17 protein-coding genes, 1 pseudogene and 1 CRISPR repeat array are annotated in these 24,391 nt (G+C 66.2%); of the genes and pseudogenes, 6 read left to right on the top strand and 12 right to left on the bottom strand.

Features of this window, described 5'->3' with window-relative positions:
* Window positions 1-39 precede the first annotated feature (39 nt).
* The 4 genes from FM112_RS09565 to cas2 all read left to right on the top strand — a co-directional run bounded on the left by FM112_RS09565 (window position 40) and on the right by cas2 (window position 6,149).
* The gene (locus tag FM112_RS09565; protein WP_087006883.1) at window positions 40-1,152 is read left to right on the top strand and encodes a glycerate kinase; all 1,113 of its coding nucleotides are present in this window, start codon (window positions 40-42) and stop codon (window positions 1,150-1,152) included.
* 393 nt (window positions 1,153-1,545) lie between these two features.
* Entirely contained in the window at window positions 1,546-4,926 is a 3,381-nt protein-coding gene (cas9, locus tag FM112_RS09560; protein ID WP_087007112.1) for a type II CRISPR RNA-guided endonuclease Cas9, read from the top strand.
* Between the two features lie 16 nt (window positions 4,927-4,942).
* Window positions 4,943-5,830, top strand: a complete 888-nt coding sequence (gene cas1, locus FM112_RS09555) for a type II CRISPR-associated endonuclease Cas1 (RefSeq protein WP_176386773.1) — start codon at window positions 4,943-4,945, stop codon at window positions 5,828-5,830.
* 1 nt (window position 5,831) lies between these two features.
* Window positions 5,832-6,149, top strand: a complete 318-nt coding sequence (gene cas2 / locus FM112_RS09550; protein WP_087006878.1) for a CRISPR-associated endonuclease Cas2 — start codon at window positions 5,832-5,834, stop codon at window positions 6,147-6,149.
* A gap of 63 nt (window positions 6,150-6,212) precedes the next feature.
* A CRISPR array of direct repeats spans window positions 6,213-9,383; the repeat unit is 36 nt; unit sequence CAAGTCTAGCTGGGATTACGGAACGGGATTCCCAAC.
* Between the two features lie 11 nt (window positions 9,384-9,394).
* Here cas2 and FM112_RS09545 read toward each other — a convergent pair.
* Window positions 9,395-10,662, bottom strand: a pseudogene (locus tag FM112_RS09545) (ISL3 family transposase); the annotation flags it as partial.
* 240 nt (window positions 10,663-10,902) lie between these two features.
* Between FM112_RS09545 and FM112_RS09540 the strand changes: the two are divergent.
* Window positions 10,903-11,523, top strand: a complete 621-nt coding sequence (locus FM112_RS09540; protein WP_140400647.1) for a DUF4352 domain-containing protein — start codon at window positions 10,903-10,905, stop codon at window positions 11,521-11,523.
* A gap of 71 nt (window positions 11,524-11,594) precedes the next feature.
* Here the strand turns inward: FM112_RS09540 and FM112_RS09535 are convergent, their stop codons facing one another.
* The 10 genes from FM112_RS09535 to FM112_RS09490 all read right to left on the bottom strand — a co-directional run bounded on the left by FM112_RS09535 (window position 11,595) and on the right by FM112_RS09490 (window position 21,350).
* Window positions 11,595-11,876 (bottom strand): putative quinol monooxygenase, encoded by a 282-nt coding sequence (locus tag FM112_RS09535; RefSeq protein ID WP_087006874.1) that lies wholly within the window; start codon window positions 11,874-11,876, stop codon window positions 11,595-11,597.
* Between the two features lie 53 nt (window positions 11,877-11,929).
* Window positions 11,930-12,265: a hypothetical protein gene (locus FM112_RS09530; protein WP_087006871.1), complete on the bottom strand. Its 336-nt coding sequence runs from the start codon at window positions 12,263-12,265 to the stop codon at window positions 11,930-11,932.
* A gap of 106 nt (window positions 12,266-12,371) precedes the next feature.
* On the bottom strand, window positions 12,372-13,412 hold the full coding sequence (locus FM112_RS09525; RefSeq protein ID WP_254910434.1) for a zinc-binding dehydrogenase: 1,041 nt from the start codon (window positions 13,410-13,412) through the stop codon (window positions 12,372-12,374).
* On the bottom strand, window positions 13,409-14,350 hold the full coding sequence (locus FM112_RS09520) for an NAD(P)-dependent oxidoreductase (RefSeq protein ID WP_087006869.1): 942 nt from the start codon (window positions 14,348-14,350) through the stop codon (window positions 13,409-13,411). Before FM112_RS09520 ends, FM112_RS09525 begins: the two co-directional genes overlap by 4 nt.
* Complete coding sequence (locus FM112_RS09515) at window positions 14,347-15,132, bottom strand: HpcH/HpaI aldolase/citrate lyase family protein (protein ID WP_176386772.1); 786 nt, start codon at window positions 15,130-15,132, stop codon at window positions 14,347-14,349. Before FM112_RS09515 ends, FM112_RS09520 begins: the two co-directional genes overlap by 4 nt.
* A complete protein-coding gene (locus FM112_RS09510; protein ID WP_087006867.1) occupies window positions 15,129-16,559 on the bottom strand; it encodes an aldehyde dehydrogenase family protein in 1,431 nt (476 codons plus the stop codon). The genes FM112_RS09515 and FM112_RS09510 overlap by 4 nt, the downstream gene beginning before the upstream one ends.
* 52 nt (window positions 16,560-16,611) lie before the next feature.
* Window positions 16,612-17,334, bottom strand: a complete 723-nt coding sequence (locus FM112_RS09505; protein WP_087006864.1) for a GntR family transcriptional regulator — start codon at window positions 17,332-17,334, stop codon at window positions 16,612-16,614.
* A gap of 67 nt (window positions 17,335-17,401) precedes the next feature.
* Window positions 17,402-18,259, bottom strand: coding sequence for a 5-deoxy-glucuronate isomerase (gene iolB / locus FM112_RS09500; protein WP_087006862.1), 858 nt, complete (start codon window positions 18,257-18,259; stop codon window positions 17,402-17,404).
* Window positions 18,256-19,728 carry an MFS transporter gene (locus FM112_RS09495; protein WP_176386771.1) on the bottom strand — a complete coding sequence of 491 codons (1,473 nt, stop codon included), beginning with the start codon at window positions 19,726-19,728 and terminating at the stop codon, window positions 18,256-18,258. Before FM112_RS09495 ends, iolB begins: the two co-directional genes overlap by 4 nt.
* Window positions 19,729-20,078: 350 nt before the next feature.
* The gene (locus FM112_RS09490; RefSeq protein ID WP_369678166.1) at window positions 20,079-21,350 is read right to left on the bottom strand and encodes an aldo/keto reductase; all 1,272 of its coding nucleotides are present in this window, start codon (window positions 21,348-21,350) and stop codon (window positions 20,079-20,081) included.
* On the opposite strand from FM112_RS09490, the gene FM112_RS09485 reads away from it, so the two are divergent.
* Window positions 21,349-22,677 (top strand): hypothetical protein, encoded by a 1,329-nt coding sequence (locus FM112_RS09485; RefSeq protein WP_087006857.1) that lies wholly within the window; start codon window positions 21,349-21,351, stop codon window positions 22,675-22,677. The genes FM112_RS09490 and FM112_RS09485 overlap by 2 nt on opposite strands.
* A gap of 34 nt (window positions 22,678-22,711) precedes the next feature.
* Here FM112_RS09485 and FM112_RS09480 read toward each other — a convergent pair whose 3' ends face one another.
* Window positions 22,712-24,364: a CopD family protein gene (locus tag FM112_RS09480; protein WP_176386770.1), complete on the bottom strand. Its 1,653-nt coding sequence runs from the start codon at window positions 24,362-24,364 to the stop codon at window positions 22,712-22,714.
* Window positions 24,365-24,391 lie beyond the last annotated feature (27 nt).

The raw sequence follows: 24,391 nt of genomic DNA, 5'->3' as shown, positions 1-24,391 counted from the left end.
AGTGCTTTCCGCAACGCCGAAAATCGCTATGTTGGTGATATGCAGCGTCGCATCGTCATCGCCCCGGACAGCTTTAAAGGCACCGCCACCGCGCCCGAGGTCGCTCGTGCCATCGAGCGCGGATGGCGCCGGGTGCGCCCAGAGGACTCGACCGTGCTGCTGCCGATGGCGGATGGCGGCGAGGGGACGATCGACGCTCTCGAGACGTCTGACCCCGGCGCGGCTCGTATGATGCTTCGGGTGCGCGGTCCCCTCGGCGTCCCGGTGGATGCCGCACTGCTGAAGCTCTCGGACGGCACCTGGATCGTCGAGCTCGCGGAGACGAGCGGGATCACCCGGTTGGAAGCAGTGTCCCGGTTTTCGGCGTGCACCGCGAGCACGTTCGGGCTCGGCGAGGCGATCCGATTCGCGACGTCCCGTGGGGCACAGAACGTGCTCGTGGCCCTCGGCAGCAGTGCGTCCACCGATGCCGGGGCCGGGATGCTGCAGGCGCTCGGTGCGAAGCTCCTGGACGCCTCGGGACGGGACATCGGGCCGGGGAACGTCGGCCTGCACGACTTGGCCTCCGTCGATCTCTCCGGTATCGCCATGCTGCCACCCCGCGGCATCGTGGCGCTCACCGACGTGACCAACCCGCTGCTCGGCAAGCGTGGGGCCGCCGCGGTATTCGGGCCGCAGAAGGGCGCCGCATCCGAGGACATCGTGGAATTCGAGTCCGGCCTTGCACGGTTCGCCGAGCTGGTGGGACTCGAGCCGGATGCGCCCGGCGCCGGCGCCGCGGGAGGCACCGCCTACGGTTTGCTCGCGATCGGTGCAACCATCTCGCCGGGGGCGGCGACGATCGCCGAGGCGATCCGCCTCCACGAGACAATCGCCTCGGCCGACCTCGCGATCACCGGAGAAGGATCCTTCGATACGCAGTCGCTCGCGGGGAAGGTGCCTTCCGAGGTGATCGAGGCCGCGATCGCCGCTTCAACGCCCACGGTCGTCCTTGCAGGTCGCGTCGCGGATGAGGTCGCCAACGACCGCGTGCGCGGAGTAGCCGCGACGTGGTCGCTCTCCGAGCTGGCGGGAAGCGCCGAATCGGCGATGCGTGAGACGGAGCTATGGGCGGAAACGGCCGGGGCGCGAGCGGCTGCATCGGCGTTTTGATGGCGGCTTGAGGTTCTGACCACCTCGGAGGCGAGCGAATGGGGCTTCCCTACACGGGAACACACTGCCCCATGTGAACGATGCCCCTCGAATCCACATTCTGGTGACGCCAGCACTCAAGTACCACCGCTCAGGTCAACGGTGGAGAGCAGTTGCACATAACGACTAACCACCCCAGCCCCCACCCACTGACCGCGCGCAGCCACCAGCCTTGTGCTATTCTCTTGCGCGAACGGGATTCTCAATAAGGTGTTGGCCATGAGGTTGCAGCATTGATTTCTCGCCCTCCCCCGGCTTCGCCGATCAGGGGAGGGTTTTTCTTTTCCGGACTTGACGAGATGCGTGCGCCGACGCAGGCTAATACTGGATAGCGTCAGGCAAACACCAGCGGCAATGGAGGCGAGCGCAATGCACGTGTTGGGTACGGATGTCGGAGAAAACTCTCTCGGCCTGGCGTCGATCGAAGTTGACGAGAACGGGTCTCCAGCAGCCGTCAACCGTCTCATGGTCGTGCTGCACGATAACGGACGTGATGGGATGGCGTCGGGAAGCGGCGGTTCAGTCAGCCGAAAGGCGTCTGGGGGTTCAGCCCGCCGCGTACGACGTCTGTATCGGAACCGCCGCCGTCGCAGCATCGAGCTCGAAAAGAGGCTTCGCCAGCTCGGCTACCCAGTCGTCGCCCCGGAGCCCCTGCAAACCTATGAGGAATGGCGGTCCCGCCAAGAACTGCTTCGGGAGCACATCAAGGACGATGACTCGCGACGCAGTCTGCTTTCGATTGCCATCCGACACATGTCCAACCATCGCGGTTGGGCGAACGCTTGGGTCAGTCTCGACACGTATCTCTGGAAGGAAGAGCCTTCACCAGAATTCAAGCAGGCGGTGGAGGACCTTGTAGCTTCAGAACGCTTCGACTTTGCAACGGCTCCCCAAGAGATCCACTACCAGGCGGACCTCGCTGCATTCGGCCTGCGACAAGATGAACGACTTCGTCCTAGACAGCCACAGCGTCCGGGGCCGGACGCCGTACCACCTGAACAAGCCCACCTGCTTGGCAGCCAACGTCGTGTTGATGTCGTACGCGAGTGGCGCCAGATCTGCCGCGTGCAACAGGTGCCCGACGATCATTTCGAGCAGCTCGCGCGCATTGCCTTCTCACAGGAGAAGCCGTCCATTCCTGCGGAGCGAGTCGGTAACGATTGGCTTCCCGGCTTCAAGAACCGCAAGCGAGCCTCCCGCGCATCTTTGGAGCATCAGGAGTTCCAGATCCGTCAAACCGTGGCGAATCTGCGCATCCGCGAAAACGGGGCCAAGCGCCGTCTCACCGTAGAAGAGCAGAAGCGCGTTGTCGATCACCTCTTCGCCGTCACCTCCAAGAACGATGCCCCCACCTGGAAGGACATCTCAGAAGAAGTCCTCCAGGTCTCGCCCCGTTCGCTCGTCACTGCAGATCGCGATCAGTCGGTCGGCTCGGTCGCTCCCACCTTGCGCTCAGTCGCAACGGTGAACACGCTTCCGAAGCGCCATCCGATCCGCCAATGGTGGGATACCGCGAACGATCAAGACCGCAGGGACTTCATCCGATGGATCGCGGATCCGGTCAAGCTCAAGCGTCCCGCACGAATCGAGTCCCAGATCGAGCCGATCCTAGAGGCACTCAACGACAAGCAGGCTGAAGCCGTTCAGAGACTCACTTTCCCTTCCGGGCGCGACGCTCACTGCGTAGACGCGCTTGACCTCATGAACGCGGAGATAGAACGAACCGGCAAATCCTACGTAGAGGTTCGAAACTACCTCTTCGATCTTGACGAGCAGAAGAATGCACCCACGCCTTCCACACTCGATGTGGTGGCAGATCACCCAACCCTCCAACGCATCCTGCCTCCGATGCGCCGGTTCCTCCAGGGAATCGTCTCGAAACATGGGGAGCCGGAGCGTGTCGTCATCGAGCATGTTCGAAGCGCTTTCCAAGGATTCCAAGCACGAGAAGATGCGCTTTCCGAGCAGCGCAGGAATCAGCGCGACCGTGAACGTGCCGCAGAGCACATCCGACATGCCTACGGTATCTCTGAACCGAGCAATCACATGATCCGACGCGTACAAGCATTCGAGCGGCAGGGATCGCGTTGTCTCTACTGCGGTTCCACACCGGGTTTCGGCGACATTGAATTGGATCATATCGTTCCGCGGAAAACAGGCGGAAACTCGACCCGGGCGAATCTCGTCGCGGTGTGCCGCGCGTGCAATGCCGCGAAGGGGAAGCGCACCTTCGTCGCCTTCGCTGCCACGTCACAGCGTGAAGGAGTGTCACTCGAGGCCGCGTTGCAACGTATCGACGAACTTCAGCAAGGGCAGCTCGACCGCCGGGCGTTCTCGCGGTTGAAGCGTGAAATGAGACGCCGCTTGAAACAGGACGAATTCGACGATCCCATCGACGAACGGTCCCTCGCCTCTACTGCCTACGCGGCGGTCGACATCCGTGAGCGAATTCAAGGGACGCTCTCTCTGGGGACAGGCGAAGTCCCTGTGTACTCGGGGCGAATCATCCAGGCCGCCCGGAAGGCATCCGGAATCGATCGGGTCATCCGCATACGAGAGGGAGTACACGCGAAGAGCCGTTTCGACCGCAGGCATCATGCCATTGACGCCGCGGTTGCTGCAATGATCAATCCATCAGTCGCGAGAACACTCGCCGAACGTGATGATATGCGAAGGGCCGCCTACGAATCGAACGAAGACCGATGGAATTGGACGACGTACGAGGGATCAACGCCAGAGGCAGTCCGAAAGTTCTGCAAATGGAAAGAAGACATGCAGGAACTGGCGAGGCTGGTCGACGAGGTACTCAAACACGATGATGTGGTTGTCACGTATCCCGTACGTTTCTCTGCCAAACACGCTGCGCTGCACGAGGCCGGGCGGTCTCCTCATAGAACGAAAGCCGTCGGCGAGGCATGGACCAGTGGGGAACGAGCACGGATCGTCGATGGAAGGGTCTATGAGGCCCTATCGAAAGATCTAATTCCAAGCGCTCCACTTCATGAAGACGAGTCCCGGACGCTGACGTTGCCCAGCGGTATGCGGCTCGATGGCAAGGGCGAAGTGTACCTCTACCCCGATGCCAAGGCGCGTATGCCTCTTCCGAATAAATCGTCGGCACCGCTTGGCCAATCGATGCACCATGTCCGTCTTTACCGATGGCTCACCCCGAAAGGCGAGGTAAAGGCAGGCGTCGTCCGCGTATGGGCAGCGGATCTCTACGAACTCGAGGACGGCATAGAAGGAGATTTGCTCACCAGTCCGCTGTCGGGGACCTCTCAGGCAGTCAGGCGAACCGCCAATGCGAGACTGCGTGACGCGATTCACCAAAACGCAGCGGAGCACGTCGGCACATTCGTTATCGGGGATGAACTTCTGATCGACCCTTACGAATGGAGAGGGGCGAACGAGACCGGACGATTCATGGATGAGTGGCCAGAACGGCATTGGCGCCTGAGCGGCTGGGAACAGTTGGGTGTTGCAAATATCAAGCCCGTGTTGCTTTCCGAGGAGGGGATCCGAAAGAAGGCAGAGGACACTTCGGACCGACTTGTCGATGTCTCCACCCTTACAAAGAAGGTGCTTAAAGCTTCACTTCGAATTACGGCTTCTCAACTCTGGTCCACACCTTCAACGCAGGTCATCCGCCGAACAGCAACCGGTGAACCTCGTCAAAACATTTCTTCTGGGTTGCCTACATCCTGGTCTCCCATCAAAGCGGTATACGGAGAATGAGGTGCGAGCCCGCCAGGTGGTTGATGCCACGGCATTGACCGGAACCATCCGTTCAACACGAGGCGGTCTCGAGATTAACGGCAACAACGTTCCTCTTACCGATGTCGCTGTGATACTCCTGGGAAACAAAGCAACCATATCTGGCGGTGCGATGACGATGCTCGCGAAGTATGACATCATACTGCTCAATTGCGACTGGCGTGGAGTTCCCGACCTGGTTGCCTACCCTTGGATCGACAATTCTCGAGTAGCCGCTCGACACCGATATCAAGCTGAACTCTCTCAGCCTCGAAGGAAGAACGCTTGGCAGCAGATTGTCCGTTCTAAGATCGAAGGCCAGGAGAACAACCTGACGGCTGCAAGTCTTCCCGCAGCACAACGGCTACGAGTGATTCGCAAATCCGTCCGTTCCGGCGACCCAGATAACCGTGAAGGTCAAGCGGCACGAGCTTACTGGCAGGTTTATTTCGGGGAAGACAGTCAGTTTCAACGCGTCCCGGGCTCCGCAGATCGTCTGAACGCTATGCTCAATTATGGCTACACGATCATGCGTGGGTTCGTGATCCAGGCAATTTCTGCTTCTGGCCTGTGGCCTACCTATGGCATCTGGCATCGTAACCGATCCAACTCATTTGCGCTCGCAGACGACCTGATCGAACCATTTCGTCCCGCAGTTGACTTCATCGTGCAAAATCTTGATACCGACGCTTCTCTCGAAATACCAACAGTGAAGAAGCAGCTCGTGAGCGTACTTTCGATGCCGATGAATGGACTCGGCGGTTCTACCGTGGCCACTTCGATCTATGAGCTTGCAGCGCAACTCGCGTACTATATTGAAAATGATCGGGATCGGCTTGAACCTGCAGTCTGGGTACCGCCTCAGGATTCACCCCGCTTAGAGTGAAATGGCTGATCCAGTGTGGCTTCTTGTGATGTTCGATCTGCCAACCCTCACCAAGGAGCAGCGACGCACGTCCACTGCATACCGCAATCTGCTGCTCGATCAAGGATTTTCCCGAGCTCAACTCTCGGTCTACTGTCGCTACCTCATCAACGGAACTGCAGCGCTTCCTGTCATCAACTTCTTGAAAGCGACAGTGCCCGCTGAGGGATACGTACGCATCCTGCAGCTCACGGACCGCCAGTGGGCTGGTGGATGGCACTTGTTCGGGACGAAGTACATCGAACCGGAGGCCCCACCGGACACGTTGCTGCTGTTCTGACCAGGTTTTTGGGACGTTCAAGGCCCCGAGATCCGCACCACAGTGCGGATCTCGGGGCCTGATCAAGTCTAGCTGGGATTACGGAACGGGATTCCCAACTGCGGGGCGCGCTGATCGGTGGCGTGAACAAGTCTAGCTGGGATTACGGAACGGGATTCCCAACAGGACGGTGACTTCGTCGACGTACGCGACAAGTCTAGCTGGGATTACGGAACGGGATTCCCAACCCAGAGCTGCAGGTGACGCCGCACATGCCAAGTCTAGCTGGGATTACGGAACGGGATTCCCAACCGCCGGGCACGTAGGCGTTGAGGGTGCCCAAGTCTAGCTGGGATTACGGAACGGGATTCCCAACGGAGTGGGCGACGTGGGCGGAGAAGCTCCAAGTCTAGCTGGGATTACGGAACGGGATTCCCAACCGATGATCGACTGGAGGTTGTCTTCCTCCAAGTCTAGCTGGGATTACGGAACGGGATTCCCAACTCGACGGACCTGCTCATCCGCGCGGACCCAAGTCTAGCTGGGATTACGGAACGGGATTCCCAACCCAGCACGATGAGCTGCCCGCCCGCGATCAAGTCTAGCTGGGATTACGGAACGGGATTCCCAACTTGAGGAGATAGGAGAAGCGGCATGAGTCAAGTCTAGCTGGGATTACGGAACGGGATTCCCAACGCCGCGGACGAGTACGGCGAAGCGATCACAAGTCTAGCTGGGATTACGGAACGGGATTCCCAACTGCAGGTTGGTTTCGACGACCTGGAACTCAAGTCTAGCTGGGATTACGGAACGGGATTCCCAACAGGTCGTTCACGACCTCGAGCCGCTTCTCAAGTCTAGCTGGGATTACGGAACGGGATTCCCAACTCGCCAACGGCGGACGCTTCCACGCTGCCAAGTCTAGCTGGGATTACGGAACGGGATTCCCAACTGCTCTCGGGCGGGGTCTGGGCGCTGGCCAAGTCTAGCTGGGATTACGGAACGGGATTCCCAACTCGAGCCAGTCCTTCGCGATCCGCCAAGCAAGTCTAGCTGGGATTACGGAACGGGATTCCCAACCCTGTGACGCCGCCACCGCGTCGGCGAACAAGTCTAGCTGGGATTACGGAACGGGATTCCCAACGGGGGACAGTCACCCAAACGAGCACCCACAAGTCTAGCTGGGATTACGGAACGGGATTCCCAACAGACGACGGACTGCTCGCGCATCGTCGGCAAGTCTAGCTGGGATTACGGAACGGGATTCCCAACTGGCCGTCAATGTCCTAGCGGGCCGCGACAAGTCTAGCTGGGATTACGGAACGGGATTCCCAACTGGGCGCTGAGGAAGCCGCGGCGCTCGCCAAGTCTAGCTGGGATTACGGAACGGGATTCCCAACGCGGCCTCCCCGTGGACGCGTTCGATTACAAGTCTAGCTGGGATTACGGAACGGGATTCCCAACTCGGCCTGCCGGGCTTCGACCCGGTGTCCAAGTCTAGCTAGGATTACGGAACGGGATTCCCAACTGTGGCTGACGACGGACGTCGACGGCCGCAAGTCTAGCTGGGATTACGGAACGGGATTCCCAACTCTGAAATGGTGGCCGCCCAGTTCAATCAAGTCTAGCTGGGATTACGGAACGGGATTCCCAACAAGTGGATGCCGAAGGCAACAGCCTCGACAAGTCTAGCTGGGATTACGGAACGGGATTCCCAACTCGATGTATCAGCAGAGTCCGGCCCCGTCAAGTCTAGCTGGGATTACGGAACGGGATTCCCAACTCCGGGGACGCGGCGACCATGCCGGCGACAAGTCTAGCTGGGATTACGGAACGGGATTCCCAACGCTTGCACGCGGATCTGCTGCGCGAGGCCAAGTCTAGCTGGGATTACGGAACGGGATTCCCAACTTGCATGTCGTGTTCCGCGCAGAAATAGCAAGTCTAGCTGGGATTACGGAACGGGATTCCCAACACTCGCAGCCGACCCTGACGTTCAGCGGCAAGTCTAGCTGGGATTACGGAACGGGATTCCCAACTGGTAGCCCGCTGAGCGTCACGCGCCCACAAGTCTAGCTGGGATTACGGAACGGGATTCCCAACTGGGTGTCGCTGTACGGGTACGCGTCCGCAAGTCTAGCTGGGATTACGGAACGGGATTCCCAACACGAGGATCGGGCTGTGCAGGAGGAGGCCAAGTCTAGCTGGGATTACGGAACGGGATTCCCAACTCGGTTCGGCGCCGTGCGTCGTGGGGCTCAAGTCTAGCTGGGATTACGGAACGGGATTCCCAACCGAGGATCGGGCTGTGCAGGAGGAGGCGCAAGTCTAGCTGGGATTACGGAACGGGATTCCCAACCCGGGTCGGGGCGGGAAAATCTCCTGGACAAGTCTAGCTGGGATTACGGAACGGGATTCCCAACGTGGGCATGTCCTCGGGGAACGCGGCGGCAAGTCTAGCTGGGATTACGGAACGGGATTCCCAACTTAGTCGTCGGTCCTTTCGAGGAGTGAGCAAGTCTAGCTGGGATTACGGAACGGGATTCCCAACCAGTGGCAGTGCGTGTTGCCGCAGGCGTCAAGTCTAGCTGGGATTACGGAACGGGATTCCCAACACCATCGCCCGGGGTTCGGACCGGATCGCAAGTCTAGCTGGGATTACGGAACGGGATTCCCAACCTCTGCCCCTGCGGCGCCTCGTGTCGTACAAGTCTAGCTGGGATTACGGAACGGGATTCCCAACGACCCGAGGAACACCCTCGCCGGTGCGACAAGTCTAGCTGGGATTACGGAACGGGATTCCCAACGCTCCTCGAGCCAGGTCTCGGCCTGCTCCAAGTCTAGCTGGGATTACGGAACGGGATTCCCAACGAAGCACCCCGGCGCACCGCGCCGAACCCAAGTCTAGCTGGGATTACGGAACGGGATTCCCAACGGCTCCTCGCCGCGACCGAAGCCCCCGCCAAGTCTAGCTGGGATTACGGAACGGGATTCCCAACATATCGAGGGCGTCATCCGGGTCGAGGACAAGTCGAGCTGGGATTACGGAACGGGATTCCCAACAGGCTGTGCAGCGTGGAGCCAGACATCGCAAGTCTAGCTGGGATTACGGAACGGGATTCCCAACGAGTGCTCGGTCGCGGTGCCGGTGGCACCAAGTCTAGCTGGGATTACGGAACGGGATTCCCAACCGGCTTTTTTGATGGCCGTATGGCCGGACAAGTCTAGCTGGGATTACGGGCTCTTCGGAATCAAGTGTGTGGGTGGGGCCTGAAGCCACTAGCCTCGAGCAGGCTGCGGGCGATGTAGTTCGTGACCCGAGCGTGGAGTCTCGAAGGTGCTCGAGGCGGCCGTTGATCACCTCGGTCGGTCCGTTCGACGTGCCGGGGCGGTCAAAGAACGCGAGGATGTCCGCGGCACGTTGCTTCAGGGCGCGACCGAGTCTGCGGATCTCGACCAGCGCGGCGGGGAACCCTGTGGTGAGGGAGTGGAACACGGCGTGCTTCATCTGCTTGGCCTTGGTCTTGTCGGGTTCCCGGTAGGCGGCGACGATGCGCTGGTAGGTGCCCCAGATCGCTTCGACCTCGACATGCTCCTCGGCGGCGAACACCGTGTCCAGCCGGATCTTCTGCTTCTCGGTGAGCAGGCTCGCGCCGATGTGGAGGGTGCGGCGGGTCTTGTAGAGCGGGGCCCCCGGCGGCCGAGCAGGTCCTGTTGGACGCGGTGCCGGCAGGCATCGAGCGCGTCGCCGGCGAGGCGGAAGACATGGAACGGGTCCATCACTGGGACCGCGTCGGGGAGTTCTTCAGCGGCAACGGTCTTGAACCCGGTGAACCCGTCCATCGCGACGACCTCGATCCGACTCGCCCAGTCATTCGGGCGGGCGGCGAGCCACTGCTTGAACACCGCCTTCGGCCTTCTCTCGACCATGTCCGGCAGCCTGGCCGGGCCCGTCTCGTTCCTCGCAAGCGTGAGGTCGATGATCACGGTCACGTTCTTGTCCCCGAACCGGGTGTGACGCCAGACATGCTCATCGCCCTCGATCGTGGTGACAACGTCGAACCTCGCCGGAGCGTCGATCAGTCGCCTCCTGCCCTCGGCGAGAATCGCGGCGTTCGCGGTATGCCACGACACTCCGAGGCCCGCTTCGGCGCGAGAGACGGTGAGGTGGTCGACCATGACCGCTTTCGGCACCCACCCGATCCCGCCGCGGGAGATCTTCGACCGCGGCGCCGCCACCTTCGACGTGTCCTGCCGCCAGATGCGTCGACAATGCGCGCACCAGTACCGGCGCACTCGCACCAACAGTTGTCGTCGGCCGATGCCCGAACGGCTCATGCGCGAGCGGAGGCGTCGCCGTGTCCCGGGGCACACCCTCGGCGCTACACTTCCGGCACCACGCGTCGTCGTCAACGACGCGGCACTCCAGCACCACCCGATCCGGCTCGAGCAGCTGCCCGATCACTTCGAGGCCGAGCTCGTCGAGACGGCAGAACGTGGTCAAGTCAGGCGCAGCGAAGGTAGCGTGGTGCACGTCGAGGTCTTCCGGCGGATGGGCAGTATAGAAACTTCCATCCTGGGAGACCTCGACGCCTATCCGCGAACCAGCCGCCGACCCTCGGCTACACCCTCAACTGCGAAGAACCGTAAACGTCATGCCTGAGGAATACCGATACTAATCTAGAGCGAGCCGCAATCGCTTCGGCACGGACCTGCCGCTCCACGATGCCCTCCTAAGTCATCGCATGTCGGTGGCTCATGTGAAAGTCCCCACATGAACAAACGTATTTGGAGTATCGCAACCGGCATCGTCATGGCGGGAGCCCTTGTCGGCTGCTCGAGTACAACGGAAGCGCCTCAAGAACGAGAAGACACCAGCGTGGCAGAGACCGAACGACCTCGCTACACCTACGATTACGCCGAGACCGCGGAGGAAGAGACTGCAGTCGAATCGGAACTCGACACCTACGCAGTCGGGGAAACGGTAGAGCTCACGGACACCATCATCACGATCGACTCCATCGAACCCGTCGAGAGTTTCCCGATGGAGTGCATGGATACCTACTACCCGCCCCAAGGACGTTCCCTCTTCGCCGTGCACGCCACTGTCACCAATACGGGGAACGAGGTCATCTATCCGGACGGCCAGCTCCTCGGCTCCACATGGGTGACCTGGCGAGCCGACGATGATACCGAGATGAACTATGCCTTCCCCGGCTGCACACTGGCCGGAGAACCCCAGAACGGCCTCATGAACGGCGAGACCGCTTCATTCCCGATGCTGATCGAAAGCGCAGGAGATGCCCAGCCCGGATGGGTGGAGTTCGACGACGCCTCGAGTGCGTACCCCATCGTCATCATCCTGCAGGAAGGGCTCGAAGTCGTATTCGAATGACGGCCTCGCCACGATCGCGCGTAGAGACCGCCACCGACGAATCCAGGGGCGGCCTCCGGGCCGTCCCACCCCTACCCCGGCAACTCCGTGAACCGCAGCGGCACCCGGTGGAACTGCTCGTGGAAGGCGATGAAGCGCTTGGTGTGTTCCTGCTCCATGTGGAAGTCGTGCGCGGCCTTGTCGTCCCAGCTCTCGATGAACACGAGGCGGTCGGGGTCGTCGGTGCAGGTGAAGAAGTCGTAGGCGATGCAGCCGGGCTCGGCCCGCGTGGCAGCCTGCGCTTCGGGCGCCCGTTCGAGAATCCGGTCGCGAGTGCCGGGCTGCAGGTCGATGTCGATGATGAATCGGTACATGGCCGTCCTTCCGAGAATGCGTCGAGACGCGTCCCACGCTAGCCGCAGGTCCTCTACAACTCCCCCGCCGTCAGCACCGGGATCACGTGGTGCGCGGGCTCCTCGTACGGATGCGCCGCCAGCGCCGCCTCGAGGATCTCCCGCGCGGCCTCCCGCGGCGCCACCGCCTCGATCCGGTCCTCCGGCACCTCCTCCGGCTCGCCCACCGCGCCGATCGCCGGCCGCGCACCATCGAGCGGCGTGAAGCGCCCCATCCCCGGCGTCGACCAGCTGCACCCGCGATAGTCGCCGATGCGCCCCGCGCCGGCCTCGTCCAGCGCCCTGCGCACCTCGCCCGCGTGCTCCGTCGGCACGTAGATCACGATCACGACCAGCGATCCCCCGCCCATCACGGCTCCTCTCCACGATCCGTCCCGACCCAGCCTGCCCGAGCCGCCTGACCGGCACATCGAAGACGGGGCCCGCGGGAAACCCCGCGGACCCCGTCGAGCACCGCTACGCCCCGATGCGGAGCACCACCTTGCTGCTCCGCGACGAGTCGGCGGCCTCCGCGAACGCCGCCTCGGCGTCCTCGAGCGGCACCACGCTCGTCACCACGTGCCGCAGCCCGGGATACGCCGCGAGGATCTCCAGCGCCTCGCCGATCTCGTTCTCGAACCGCTGCGAGCCGTGCAGCGTGATCTCCCGGCTGATGATCTTCGACAGCGGCGCGGCGAGATCCCCGCTGGGCAGGATGCCGAGCTGCACGATCGTGCCGCCCGCCCGCACCGAGTCGATCGCCGCGACGAACGAGGGCAGCACGCCCGAGCACTCCACCACCACGTCGAAGGAGCCCGCCGGCACCGCCTCGGCGGTCAGGTCGATCACCGCATCCGCGCCGACCCGCGCCGCGACCCCGAGCGGGAACGCCGCGATGTCCGAGGCGACGATCTCCCGCGCCCCGCGGGCCCGCAGCGCGGCGATCGCGAGGCAGCCGATCGGCCCCGAACCGGCGACCAGCACGCGGGCGCCGGCGATCCGATCCCGTGCCCGGTCCACGCCGTGCAGCGACACCGCCAGCGGCTCCGCGAGCACCGCCAGCTCGAGCGGCAGCCCCTCCGGGATCGCCCGCAGCTGCTCCGGCCGCACCGAGATCCGCTCCGCGAAGGCGCCCTGCGTGTGCGGCATCGCCGCCGCGCTGCCGAAATACCGTCCCTCGGCCAGCAGGTGCAGGCCCCGGCCCTCGGCGTCCCCCGGCCCGGGCGCGGGCGACGCCGGATGCAGCGCCACCGGCGTGCCCACCGGCGGCGCATCCGCGACGCGCTCCCCCACGTGCGCCACCGTGCCGACCACCTCGTGGCCGAGCACCAGCGGCTCCCGGATGCGGTAGACGCCGTTCGCGCCCGTCTTCACGTAGTGCAGGTCCGAGCCGCAGATCCCGCCGTACGCGATATCCACGAGCACCCGGTCCGCGTCCGCCGCGGGCCCCGGCACCGTCTCGACCCGAAGGTCCCCGGCGCCGTGCACCACCACCGCGCGCATCGCCTCGCCGCTCACGCCGCGCCCCCGGCCCGCTCCGCGTACCCCGGGTTCGCGACCGCCGCGGGCGCCTCGCCCCGCAGCACCGCCGAGACCGCGGCCGCCGCCATCTCCAGCGTCAGCACGGTCGCACCCGCCGAGAGCCCCGTCGTGTGCGGGCTGAGCAGCACGTTCTCGAGGTCGAACACCCGGTGGTGCTCGGGCGGCTCCACCGCGAACACGTCGAGCCCCAGCCCGCCGAGCCGCCCCGCCTCGAGGGCGTCGGCCGCCGCGTCGAGGTCCACGAGCTCCGCCCGCGCGCAGTTCACGATCACGGCGCCGGGGCGCATCCGCGCGATCCGCCCGGCGTCGACGATCGTGCCCTGGCCGCCCGGGATGTGCAGCGACACCGCGTCCGCCTCGCACAGCGCCTCGTCGAGCGACCGGTTCTCGTACTCCTCCGCCCGCACGAACGGATCGTGCACGAGCACCCGCATGCCGAAGGCGTCCGCGAGCGCCGCGATCAGCCTGCCGATGCGGCCGAAGCCGATCACCGCCATCGTCGCGCCCGCCAGGTCGCCCGGCACGGGCGGCCGCTCCCGCGCCCACCGGCCCGAGCGGACGAACTCGTGCGAGACGAGCGTGCGCTTCACGAGCGCTGCGGCCATCGTGAACGCCCCCTCGGCCACCGCGCGGGCGCCGCTGCCGGGCGTGATCGCCACGGCCACCCCGCGCGCCGTCGCCGCGTCGAGGTCGATGCGCTCCACCCCCACGCCGGTGCGGGCGAGCACGCGCACGTTCGGCATGCGCTCGAGCTCCGCGGCGCCCACCGCGTAGGCCGCGCGCACGATCGCCGCGTCGGCCGCCGCGAGGTCCGCGGCATCCGGCTCGGCCGCGAACCGCGCGCCCTCCGGCAGCAGCGGCCCGACCACCGAGCCGTCCACCGGCCCGAGCCCGACCACGGTGAACCCGCTCATCGCTCCCCGCCCACCTTCGCCGCCGCGCGGCTCGAGGCCGCGAGCATCGACGCGTCCGAGCCGATGCCGATGAACCGGAAGCCCTGCTCCCGGCGCCGCTCGGCCACGACCGGATCCATCACGAGGATGCCCGCCGCCTTGCCGTGCGCCTCGGCCGCGGCCACGACCCGGTCGAGCGCCGCCGCGAACTCCGGATGCTCGTACTGCAGCGGCAGGCCGAGCGCGTAGCTGAGGTCCTGCGGCCCCACGAACAGCACATCCGCGCCCGGCTCCGCCGCGATCTCCTCGACCGCGTCGAGCGCCGCGCGGGTCTCGATCTGGACGATCCGCGTGTGCCGCTCCCCCGCGCGCCGCAGCACGGCCGGGTCGAGCGACCAGCGCGCCTGCCGGTTGTAGGAGGCCACGCCGCGCGTGCCCGCCGGCGGGTACTGCATGGCGCTCGCCGCGTCGCGCACCTCCTCGACGGAGGAGACCCGCGGCACCATCACGCCCGCGGCGCCGGTGTCGAGCACCCGGCCGAGGCGGATGCGCCGCAGCTCCTCCACGCGCACGAGGGTGGCTGCGCCGTACGCGGCCGCGCGGGTGACGATCTCGCCGATCTGCGCCTCCGAGCCGGCGCCGTGCTCGAGGTCGAGCAGCACCCAGTCGAGCCCGCCCGCCGCGCACACCTCCGCGGCGGCCGGCGAGCCGAGCCCGAGGAACGTGCCGATCACGGTCTCGCCCGAGCGCAGCCGCTCCTTGAACGCGTGGTTCAGGGCGACCGGGTCGTGCGCCGCGCTCACGAGTGCATCACCACCGTCTTCTCCTCCGTCATCTCCGACACGGTCGAGCGGATGCCCTCCTTGCCGATGCCGCTGGCCTTGAAGCCGCCGTAGGGCATGAGGTCCGCGCGCCACAGCGGGGTCCAGTTGATGTGGACGCTGCCCGCCTCGATCTCGCGGATCGCGCGGATGCTCTCGGCCATGTTCTCGCTGAACACGCCGGCCGCGAGCCCGTAGCTCGTGCCGTTCGCCGCGTCGATGGCCTCGTCGATGCCGTCCACCGTGGTCACCGCGACGGCGGGGCCGAACAGCTCCTCCTGCGCCATGCGCTGCTCGGTGCGCACGCCCGTGAGGATGGCGGGCGAGACGAAGCCATCCTCGCGCACGCCGCCGGTGAGGAGGGTCGCGCCGTCGGCCACGGCGTCCTTGATCCGCTGCTCGACGCGCTCGGCCTCCTTGCGCTCGGTGAGGGGCCCGAGGGTCGTCTCGGGATCGGCCGGGTCGCCCATCCTGATCCGCTCGACCCTGCCGCGGAGCGCGTCGAGGAAGTCGCCCTCGACGGCGCGGTCCACGACCACCCGCTGCACCGAGATGCAGACCTGGCCGCAGTTGGTGTAGCCGCCCGCCGCCACCGCGCTCGCCGCGGCCTCGACGTCCGCGCTGCGGAGCACGACGGTGGGCGCCGAGGAGCCGAGCTCGAGCGAGAGCTTCTTCACCCCCGCGATCGCGGCGATGCGCTCGCCGACCCCGGTGGAGCCGGTGAAGGAGATCTTGCGCACGCGGGGATCGCTCACGAGGCGGTCGCCGAGCTCCCCGCCGGAGCCGGTGACCACCGAGAGCACGCCCGCGGGCAGCCCGGCGTCGAGGAAGCAGCCGGCGATGAGCAGGGAGGTCAGCGGCGTGGTGCGCGCGGGCTTGAGCACGACGGCGTTCCCCGCCGCGAGCGCCGGGGCGATCTTGTGCATCACCAGCAGCGCCGGGTAGTTGAAGGGCGTGATCGCCACGACCACGCCGACGGGCTCGCGCAGCGTGAAGCCGAGCTTGTCGCGGCCGGTGCCGGGGTTCGCGTCGAGCGGCAGGCTGCTGCCGTAGAGCTGCGTGCCCTCGAACGCGGCCAGCCGGGTGATGGCGCCCGAGCGGCCGGCCTCCCCCTGCGCCTCGCGGATGGGCTTGCCGTTCTCGCCGGAGATCGCCTCGGCGATGCGGGGCGCCCGCTCGTCGAGCAGCGCGGCGGCGCGCTCGAGGATGGCCGCGCGCTCGTGCGCCGGAGTCCGGCGCCAGACCTTCGCGCCCTCGACCGCGGCGTCGAGCGCCGCCTCCGCGTCCTGCACCGTGGCCACCGCCACCCTGCCGACCTCGCGGCCGTCGTAGGGCGAGCGGATCGCCTCGGTCTCGCCGGCGCTGCCGGGTCGCGACTCGCCGCCGATGATCAGACCGAACTCCGTCATAAGTATTATCGCTTTCTCTTGGCATCCGCGGCGTATCGTGCCGCGGATATCGTTATTGGGGATGTCGCCGAACGAGATCCTGTGTGAACACGTGTCGATCGGCGTGATGAACGTGGATTCCGAAATCCACGAGTTCATCGTTTTCGTCATAACTGCTGCGCGTCATCGTGAGCACCGGGGCGCCCTCCTCCGAATCGAGCAGCTCGGCCTCCTCGGCGGTGCACCTGCGCGCGCCGAGCTCCTGGTGCGCGCGGACCATCTGCACCCCCGATTCGGTGATCAGCTGGTAGAGGCTCCGCTTCTCGAGGTCCGGCTTGGTGAAGGTCACCAGCGACTCCCGCATCCACGTCTCGAAGACCGCGATGGGGGTCGAGTTGACGAGGCACAGGCGGCGGAAGTGCGCGAGCGGCTCCCCCACCGAGAATTCCCGGCACAGCCGCCGGATCTCGCGCGAGCACGGGATGTACTCGAAGACCAGCACCTTCGTGTCGATCTCCACCCCCGGCCCCACGAGGTCCTCGAAGAGGCTGTGGAACTCCGTGGGCCGGACGATGGTGCGCCGCGCCACGGTGGTCGGCACGCCCCGGCTCCGGTGGATGAGGCCCTTCGTCTCGAGCCTCGCGAGCGCCTGCCGGACAGTCGCCCGCGAGACCTCGAACTGCGCCATCATGGTGGCCTCGCTCTCGAGATTCGCACCGACGGGAAGCTCCCCGGAGATGATCCTCGCCTCGATCGATCTCGCGATCTGCTCGTAAAGCGGAATATCGGGATTCATCAGTGCGGACCTCTTTCTTCTCGAATTCCCGGCGCAAGTCGATATGCGCCGGGCATCGAGTCACACCCTACTGCGCGATGGGAAGCGAGGAATGGGGCGGCTGCCCGTCCCAGGTCGACCTGATCCAGGTCTGCTCGGGATGGTCCGTGATATTCCAGGTCGGCCCGTTCGGACCCGCCATCAGGTAGAGGTTGTAGAGCGTGCAGCCGGGGGCCACCGCCACCGGCCCGTGCCATCCGTGCGGGATCGCGATCGCGTCGCCGTGCTTCGCCTCCGCGAGGATGTCGAGCTCGCGGTCGTCCGCGCTCCACACCCGCTGGTACGCGAAGCCGTGCCCCTCCGGGCCCTCGCCGTCGTCGATCTCGAAGTAGTAGATCTCCTCGAGCTCGCTCTCCTCCTCGGAGTCGTCGTCGTGCTTGTGGGCGGGATAGGAGGACCAGCCGCCGCCCGGCGTGAGGATCTCGCCGATGATGATCGACGTGGACTCGGCGGCGTTCTCCCCGACGAGCGCGTTGATCTGCCGCGAGGTCGTGCCCCCGCCGCGGATACTCACCCCGACCTCCTCGCGGGCGACCACCCGGGTCGCGGGGCCCCGCTCCGCCTTCGCGAAGGCGAGGGCGATGCGCGCGCCCCGCTCGCCGCGGATCGTGACGGCCGAGTGCGGCTCCACGTAGAGGAAGTCCGTGAGCTCGTGGATGGGCGACTCGCGTCCGGCGAGGCGGTGGACCTCGCCCTCGCGCTCGATGTCGAAGCCGCCGGAGAGCGGGATGGCGACGAGCTCCTCGTCGTCGACGCGCAGCGAGTGCTCGCCGGTGCCGTCGATGCGCACGACCTGCAGTCGCGTGTACTGCGGCCTTCCCCGGTCCCCGCCCACGTCGAGGACGATCCCCGTCGCGTCGCGGTCGGTCGAGAACTGGTAGGTCATCGGTGTCCCCCTTCGGGAGTCGGGATGGGCTGGTCGAGTTCCGCGAGGACCTCGGCGCTCGACCGCCCGGCGTAGTCCGGGTCGTCGACCGCGTCCGATTCGCGGGTCAGGTCGCGGCCCACCGTCTCGGGGGCGATGAAGGTCGCGACGAAGGCGATGAGGGCGAGCACCGAGATGTACACGGCGATCGGGATCCAGGAGTTCGAGAACCAGGCGAGTAGGCCTGTGGCGACCACCGGGGCGATGCCGCCCGAGACGAGCGCGCCGATCTCCTTGGCCGCGGCGAGGCCCGTGTAGCGGTAGCGGCTGCCGAACATCTCCGGCAGATAGGAGGACTGCACCGCGTACATGCCCAGCATGCCGATGCTCATGCCGCCGATGAGCGCGAGCATCACCGAGGCCACGCTCGTGGTCTGCAGGAAGGCGAGCGCCGGGAAGGCGAAGAGCGCCTGGAACAGCGAGACGTAGCGGTAGATGATGCGGCGGCCGTACTTGTCGGCGAGCAGGCCGAACAGCGGCACCGTGATGAAGCCGAGCAGCGAGGCCACCATGACGCCGGCGGAGGCGATCGAGCGGTCCATGAGCAGCGTCGTGGCGATGTAGCCGACGAGGAAGGTCTGGTAGAGGTACGTCGTGCCGGATTCGCCGATGCGCAGCATCATCGCGAGCAGGAAGGTCTTCCAGCCCTTGCGCAGGATCTCGCCGAGCGGCTTGCGCGCCTCCTCGATCTGCTCCGCGCGGGCGGCCGTCTCGGCCTCGATCTGCTTGACCGCCTCCTGCTCCTCGATGGACTTGAACACGGGGGTCTCGTCGAGGTGGCGGCGGATGTAGAGCGTGAACAGGGTCACGAGGATGGAGGCGACGAACGGGATGCGCCAGCCCCAGCTCAGCAGCATGTCCTCCGGCATCATCGCGAGCAGCAGCCATGTGAAGGAGGCGAGCAGCGTGCCGGAGTTCGTGCCGAGCGCGACGAAGGCCGAGACGATGCCGCGCTTGCGCTTGGGCGCGAACTCGGCGAGGAACACCGTGGCGCCCGCGAGCTCGGCACCGGCGCCGAGGCCCTGCACGACGCGCAGGAGCAGCAGCAGGATGGGCGCGAGGATGCCGACCTGGTGGTAGTCGGGCAGCAGGCCGATCAGCATGGTCGAGACGCCCATCATGCCGATGGTGACCACCAGCACGAGCTTGCGCCCCTTCTTGTCGCCGAGCCAGCCGAAGAAGATCGCGCCGATCGGGCGGGCGAAGAAGCCCACCGCGTAGGTGCCGAAGCTCGAGAGCATGCCCAGCGCCGGGTCGAGCTCCGGGAAGAAGATCCGGTTGAACACCAGCGCCGCGGCGAGCGCGTAGATCTGGAAATCGAAGAATTCCAGGGTGGTGCCCGCCCACCCGGAGAGGATCGGCTTCCTGAGCCGTCTGAACCAGCCGCGGTCGCTCTGCTGCGCCGCGCCGGCATCAGAAGTCGTAGACATCTGAACTCCTTCGTTCAAGAAAAGGTCACTGATCCCCCCGGAGCGGCGATCACGCTGACGATGCTCACACATGTACGGATAAGCTGTCAAGTAGCGTTCTTATGCGTACATGTGGCCGCGACGGCCCTCGACCCTGCGCACACACTGCCGCCGCTTCGTCGATGCCCGGCAGGCATCCCCGCTCGCCATCGCGCGCAGAGTCGCCGGACCGGCCGAGGAGGACTGCGGGCGCAGTCCACGGACGCCTCGGGCACGCTCCTCCTCAGCGTCGCGCGGAAGGCGCCGAAGTCATGCACGCGAACGGTGCCGCGGCGAACTCCGCCCCCGACTGCGCGTCCGTGCTCGGAGCGCTACTCGCGCCCCGACGAGATCCACGCCGGGTCGAAGGAGCGCGAGCCTTCGATGCGATCCGCGAGCGGTTCGAGCCGCCCGAGGTGCACCTGCTGAAGCGCGATGCCGAGTGCGGCGATGTTCTCGTCCACGCGCTCCGGAAGGCGAGTTCCCGGAATCGTCACCACCGGCAGCTCGAGTTCGGCCGCCTTGCCGTGCACCCACGCGAGCGCCACCTGCGCGGGGGATGCATCGAGCTCGCGGGCGACGGCGAGCACTTCTTCCAGCACGGGCTGATTGGCTCGCAGCGCCTCGGGTGCGAACCGGGGGAAGATCTGCGGACGGCTGTCGCCCTCCTCGCACCTCGTCGGGTCGTAACGCCCCGTCAGCCACTGGCGGCTCAACGGCGAGTAGGCGACGAAGGCGATGCCGAGCTCGCGCGCCGCCGGGACGACCCCCGGCTCGACGTCGCGGCTGATGATGTTCCACTCCGACTGGACGGCCGCGATCGGGTGCACCGCCGAGGCGCGGCGCAATTCGTCCCCGGTGGCCTCGGAGAGGCCGATATGGCGGATCTTTCCCTCGTCGACGAGTTCGGCCAACGTCCCGACCGATTCCTCGATCGGGACTTCGGGATCGATGCGGTGCAGGTAGTACAGGTCGACGTGGTCGGTGCCGAGACGCCGGAGGCTGAGATCGATCTGCTCGCGGATATGACGCCGGTCATTCGACGCTTTCCGCTTCCCCGGCGTTCCCGAAGGAACGATGCCGACTTTCGTCGCCACCTGCACCTCATCGCGACGCGACGCGAGCAGACGCGAGATGATGCGCTCGCTGCGACCGTCCCCGTAGATGTTCGCCGTATCGATGAGCGTCGCGCCGGCGTCGACGGCGTGCGCGAGCGTCGCGAGCGCATCCTTCTCATCGACCGCGCCGTAGATATCGGTGAGCGACATCGCGCCGTAGCCCTGCGGCGGCACGACGAGGCCGGGCCCCAACTCGACACGGTCGTCGATGGACGAAGTGCGGAACGAAGATCTCGTGCGGCCTGCCATGAGTGCACAGTAGCCTTCGCAGCCCGCCTCGAGAACACCCGCCGTCACATGCCGGAACACGCAGGCGCGGCCGCCACGGCTCGCCGGGACAGCGGCTCGGCCGGGCGCCGCTCGTCTGCCGGCCCGGTGCCGGGAGCCCGGGGCCCTGCTGCGGCTGCCGTCGCGGGCAGGCAACGCGGCGTAATGCTTCGCCACATCGTTGCACTCGGGTCCGGCATCCCCGTTGACTGGGCCCATGACGAGTTTCAAGAACGGCATCCCGGCGATCGAGCTCGACGACCGCGAACGCGCAGCACTCGCCGAGCTCGCCGGCTTCCCTCTGTACTCGGCGCTCTTCGGGCGCCGGTCGCGGCGGTTCCCCGCGGGCGGCGAGATCCCGGACGGCGTGCTCGCGTTCAAGAGCAGGCAGCCGGCCCGACCGCTGACCTCTCTGCAACGCGCACTGGTGCTCGCCACGACCGCAGGACAGACGGGCTGGCACCACGCGATCACGCGGCACCCCGGCTACGCCCCGCAGCTGCCCAACTATTCGGGCTCGGCGATCGGCCGCACCTTCCCGTCGGCAGCCGGTTTCCACACCACGCAGTTCTTCTTCACCGACGACTCCGGCACCTATTACCTCCCCACCAGGGACGGCGCCTTCACGAACCGGCTGAACGCACAGACCTTCGACAGCGGCGACGCCGTGCAGGACGCGCTCAACGAGCTCCTCACCCGGGTCGTGCGCATCGGAGATCAGCGGCTCTTCCTCCCCCGTGAGCAGCCGTACTTCGAGGGGCACAACACCTGGATCGGCAATCATCCGGGCTCCCTGCTCGTCATTCCCGTCGCGGATCTCGCCCAGCAGACGCTGCTGAACATCGCGTTCTTCGCACAGAACGGATACGTCGTCTATGACGACATCAACGGACGCGAGATCCCCGGGCTCGAACGCTTCGCGGACACCCTCGCGCACTGGGGCGACCCGCAGCCGCTGAGCTTCGTCGAACAGTACTCGCTGGCCGAGGCGAGCGCCGAGCTGATGACCTCGACCTATGCAGGCCACCTCGCGCTCGGCGCCATCGGCCTGGGAGGGTGGAGCTTCGACGGCCTCGACCGGCTCTCCGTGCTCGGCGCATCGGGCGACCCGAGGGTTCCCGGACTCGGTTTCCGCTACGACGAGGACGACCGCTGGTCGATCCCGAATCCCACCGGCCGCGAAGGCCTCTTCGAGAGCCTCACCCGCCCGCATTTCGGCTCCATGCGAGGCGCTGTCGAAGCGCTGGTCGAGCGCAAGTTCGGCCCGGGCGGGCCGTTCCATCCGGCGACGCCCGGCCCTTGGAAGGACAGCACCGGGGTCCGCGCCGCCGCCGCGCCCTTCGACGACCGGCTCGTCGACCTCATCACCGTCCAGGCCGAGTACATCGACAGCGCCTTCGGCAAGTTCCCGGGGACAGTGCCGAGCGTCTGGATCCAGAACTACCTGCAGGCGCAGCATCTCGATACCGAGTTCTACGACACCCATTTCATCCCCGGCGCCTATCTGCCCACCCACGCGAACGAACGCGAACGCTGGGGCAGCTGATCCGGCCTCCCGCCGCCGTGGCGGCGCATCCGCCTCAGCGGACTTCGTACCGGACAGTGCCGGAATATTGCTCCAGACGATCCACCACCAGGGTGATCGTGCCCTCCCACTCGCCGGTCTCGGGCACATTGACGGCCGCGCTCGTGAACGTGACCGGCACGGCCTCCCCCGGGGACAGCGGCGCGGGCAGCCGGTAGGGAAACTCCACGGGCAGGTCGCCCAGCACGCCGTCGACCTGCTGCAGCGTCACGCCCAGCTCGGGCGGGTTCGGCTGCGCGGGATCGAGCGGCAGCACGGTGACCTTGAACGTCTGAGGGCCCAGTCGGGCCGGGGCGATCTGCACGGTCACGTGATACGGGCCGATCTCGGCCTCCTGTAGGGCGAGCGGAGCCCACTCGTCGCCGGCCGGCTCGAGCGAGGACAACAACCCCGAAACCACGATCGCTGCCGCCGCCGCGCCCGCCTCCCAGCGCACCCGCCTTCGCAGGCGGGCGGTCTGCCCCGGCGCGGGCCGACCATCCGGGTTGTCCCGCGACACCCGGCGCACCCAGCGCCATCCGAGGCCGCCGAGCAGCAGCGCGAACGCGACGAGCCCGAGTTTAGCGAGCAGGATCCATCCATACGTCGTCTCGAAGAGCGCCTGCGGATACCGGACTGCGTCGACGCTCTGCAGCATCCCCGAAGCGAGCAGCACGGCGACGCAGATGGTCGCGTAGAGGGACCATCGCCCCATACGACGGAAGCCGTCTTCGCTCAGCCTTCGGCGCAGCATCAGCACGGCCAATGAGACGAGCCCTCCCAGCCAGGCCGTCGCCGCCGCGGCATGCAGCACCGTGCTGATGAGGGCCACCGGGGAACCGCCGCCGTGACCGTTCAGCACCACGGTCACGAGCGCCGCCGCACCTCCGGAGAGCAGCACGATGAGACGGCGACGCTCGCTCCCACCCTTCGACGCCAGCAGCGTGGCGCCGAGCAGCGCCATACGCACCCAGACCGGCATCGCGTATTCGGAACGGGCGAATTCCAGGACATCGGCCAGTGCCGCCTCGCCCTGCATCCCTCCGCTGGATCGCAACCAGAGGAACTGCGTGACGAGCTGCAGAAGGCTTGCGAGGGCGATGACGGCAAAACCGAGCACCGTCCCCGTGCGAATGCGCTTCCGCCCTGCTTCGGACACGCCGAGCACGGCCGCAGCCGCCGGCACCCCGAACGCGATCACCAGCCCCAGATAGAGCACTCCCTTGACGAGTCCCACCGCGAGGGTCAGCGCCGAGCTCGGCTCCTCGGGCTCGGACGGCGCCAGCACGCTCGCGGGCACCCCGTATCCGAACTGCAGGGATCCGCCCACCGGGTGGGTGTCCGCCGATACCACGCGCCAGCTCGCGATGTACGCGTCCTCGGGCAGATCCGCCTGGATCGGGATCGTGAGCCGTGTACGGCTCTCATCGAGTCGAGCCGGCCCCGCGTCGAAGCGCTCGCCCTCCAGGTTGACCACGGTCGCCGCATCGGCGTACGGGCCGAATGTGACCGGTTCGTCGTACACGACCACGACCTCGGCGGGCGGCTCGTCGAGCTCGGCGCCGTGCTCGGGCGAGGTGGAGACGATATTGGCGTGCGCCGAAACCGGAGCCGGCCGCTGGCCGGGAAGGAGCTGCAGCGCGACGAGCACGCCGAGCACCGCCGCCACGAACAGCAGCGCGGCGGCGGTACTTCG

It is taken from the genome of Gulosibacter sp. 10 (assembly GCF_900163695.1).
Lineage (GTDB): Bacteria > Actinomycetota > Actinomycetes > Actinomycetales > Microbacteriaceae > Gulosibacter.
Note: the sequence above shows the minus strand (reverse complement) of the source record. Positions and strands in the feature narration are given on the sequence as shown.

Bases quoted from the DNA above. Each gene is read 5' to 3' on its own strand.
- cas9 (WP_087007112.1), top strand. From the start codon at position 1,546: ATGGAGGCGAGCGCAATGCACGTGTTGGGTACGGATGTCGGAGAAAAC.
- FM112_RS09485 (WP_087006857.1), top strand. From the start codon at position 21,349: ATGACGAGTTTCAAGAACGGCATCCCGGCGATCGAGCTCGACGACCGC.
- FM112_RS09505 (WP_087006864.1), bottom strand. From the start codon at position 17,334: ATGAATCCCGATATTCCGCTTTACGAGCAGATCGCGAGATCGATCGAG.
- FM112_RS09565 (WP_087006883.1), top strand. From the start codon at position 40: ATGCAGCGTCGCATCGTCATCGCCCCGGACAGCTTTAAAGGCACCGCC.
- FM112_RS09530 (WP_087006871.1), bottom strand. From the start codon at position 12,265: ATGGGCGGGGGATCGCTGGTCGTGATCGTGATCTACGTGCCGACGGAG.
- FM112_RS09540 (WP_140400647.1), top strand. From the start codon at position 10,903: ATGAACAAACGTATTTGGAGTATCGCAACCGGCATCGTCATGGCGGGA.
- cas2 (WP_087006878.1), top strand. From the start codon at position 5,832: ATGGCTGATCCAGTGTGGCTTCTTGTGATGTTCGATCTGCCAACCCTC.
- FM112_RS09520 (WP_087006869.1), bottom strand. From the start codon at position 14,350: ATGAGCGGGTTCACCGTGGTCGGGCTCGGGCCGGTGGACGGCTCGGTG.
- FM112_RS09490 (WP_369678166.1), bottom strand. From the start codon at position 21,350: ATGGGCCCAGTCAACGGGGATGCCGGACCCGAGTGCAACGATGTGGCG.
- FM112_RS09535 (WP_087006874.1), bottom strand. From the start codon at position 11,876: ATGTACCGATTCATCATCGACATCGACCTGCAGCCCGGCACTCGCGAC.
- iolB (WP_087006862.1), bottom strand. From the start codon at position 18,259: ATGACCTACCAGTTCTCGACCGACCGCGACGCGACGGGGATCGTCCTC.
- FM112_RS09495 (WP_176386771.1), bottom strand. From the start codon at position 19,728: ATGTCTACGACTTCTGATGCCGGCGCGGCGCAGCAGAGCGACCGCGGC.
- FM112_RS09510 (WP_087006867.1), bottom strand. From the start codon at position 16,559: ATGACGGAGTTCGGTCTGATCATCGGCGGCGAGTCGCGACCCGGCAGC.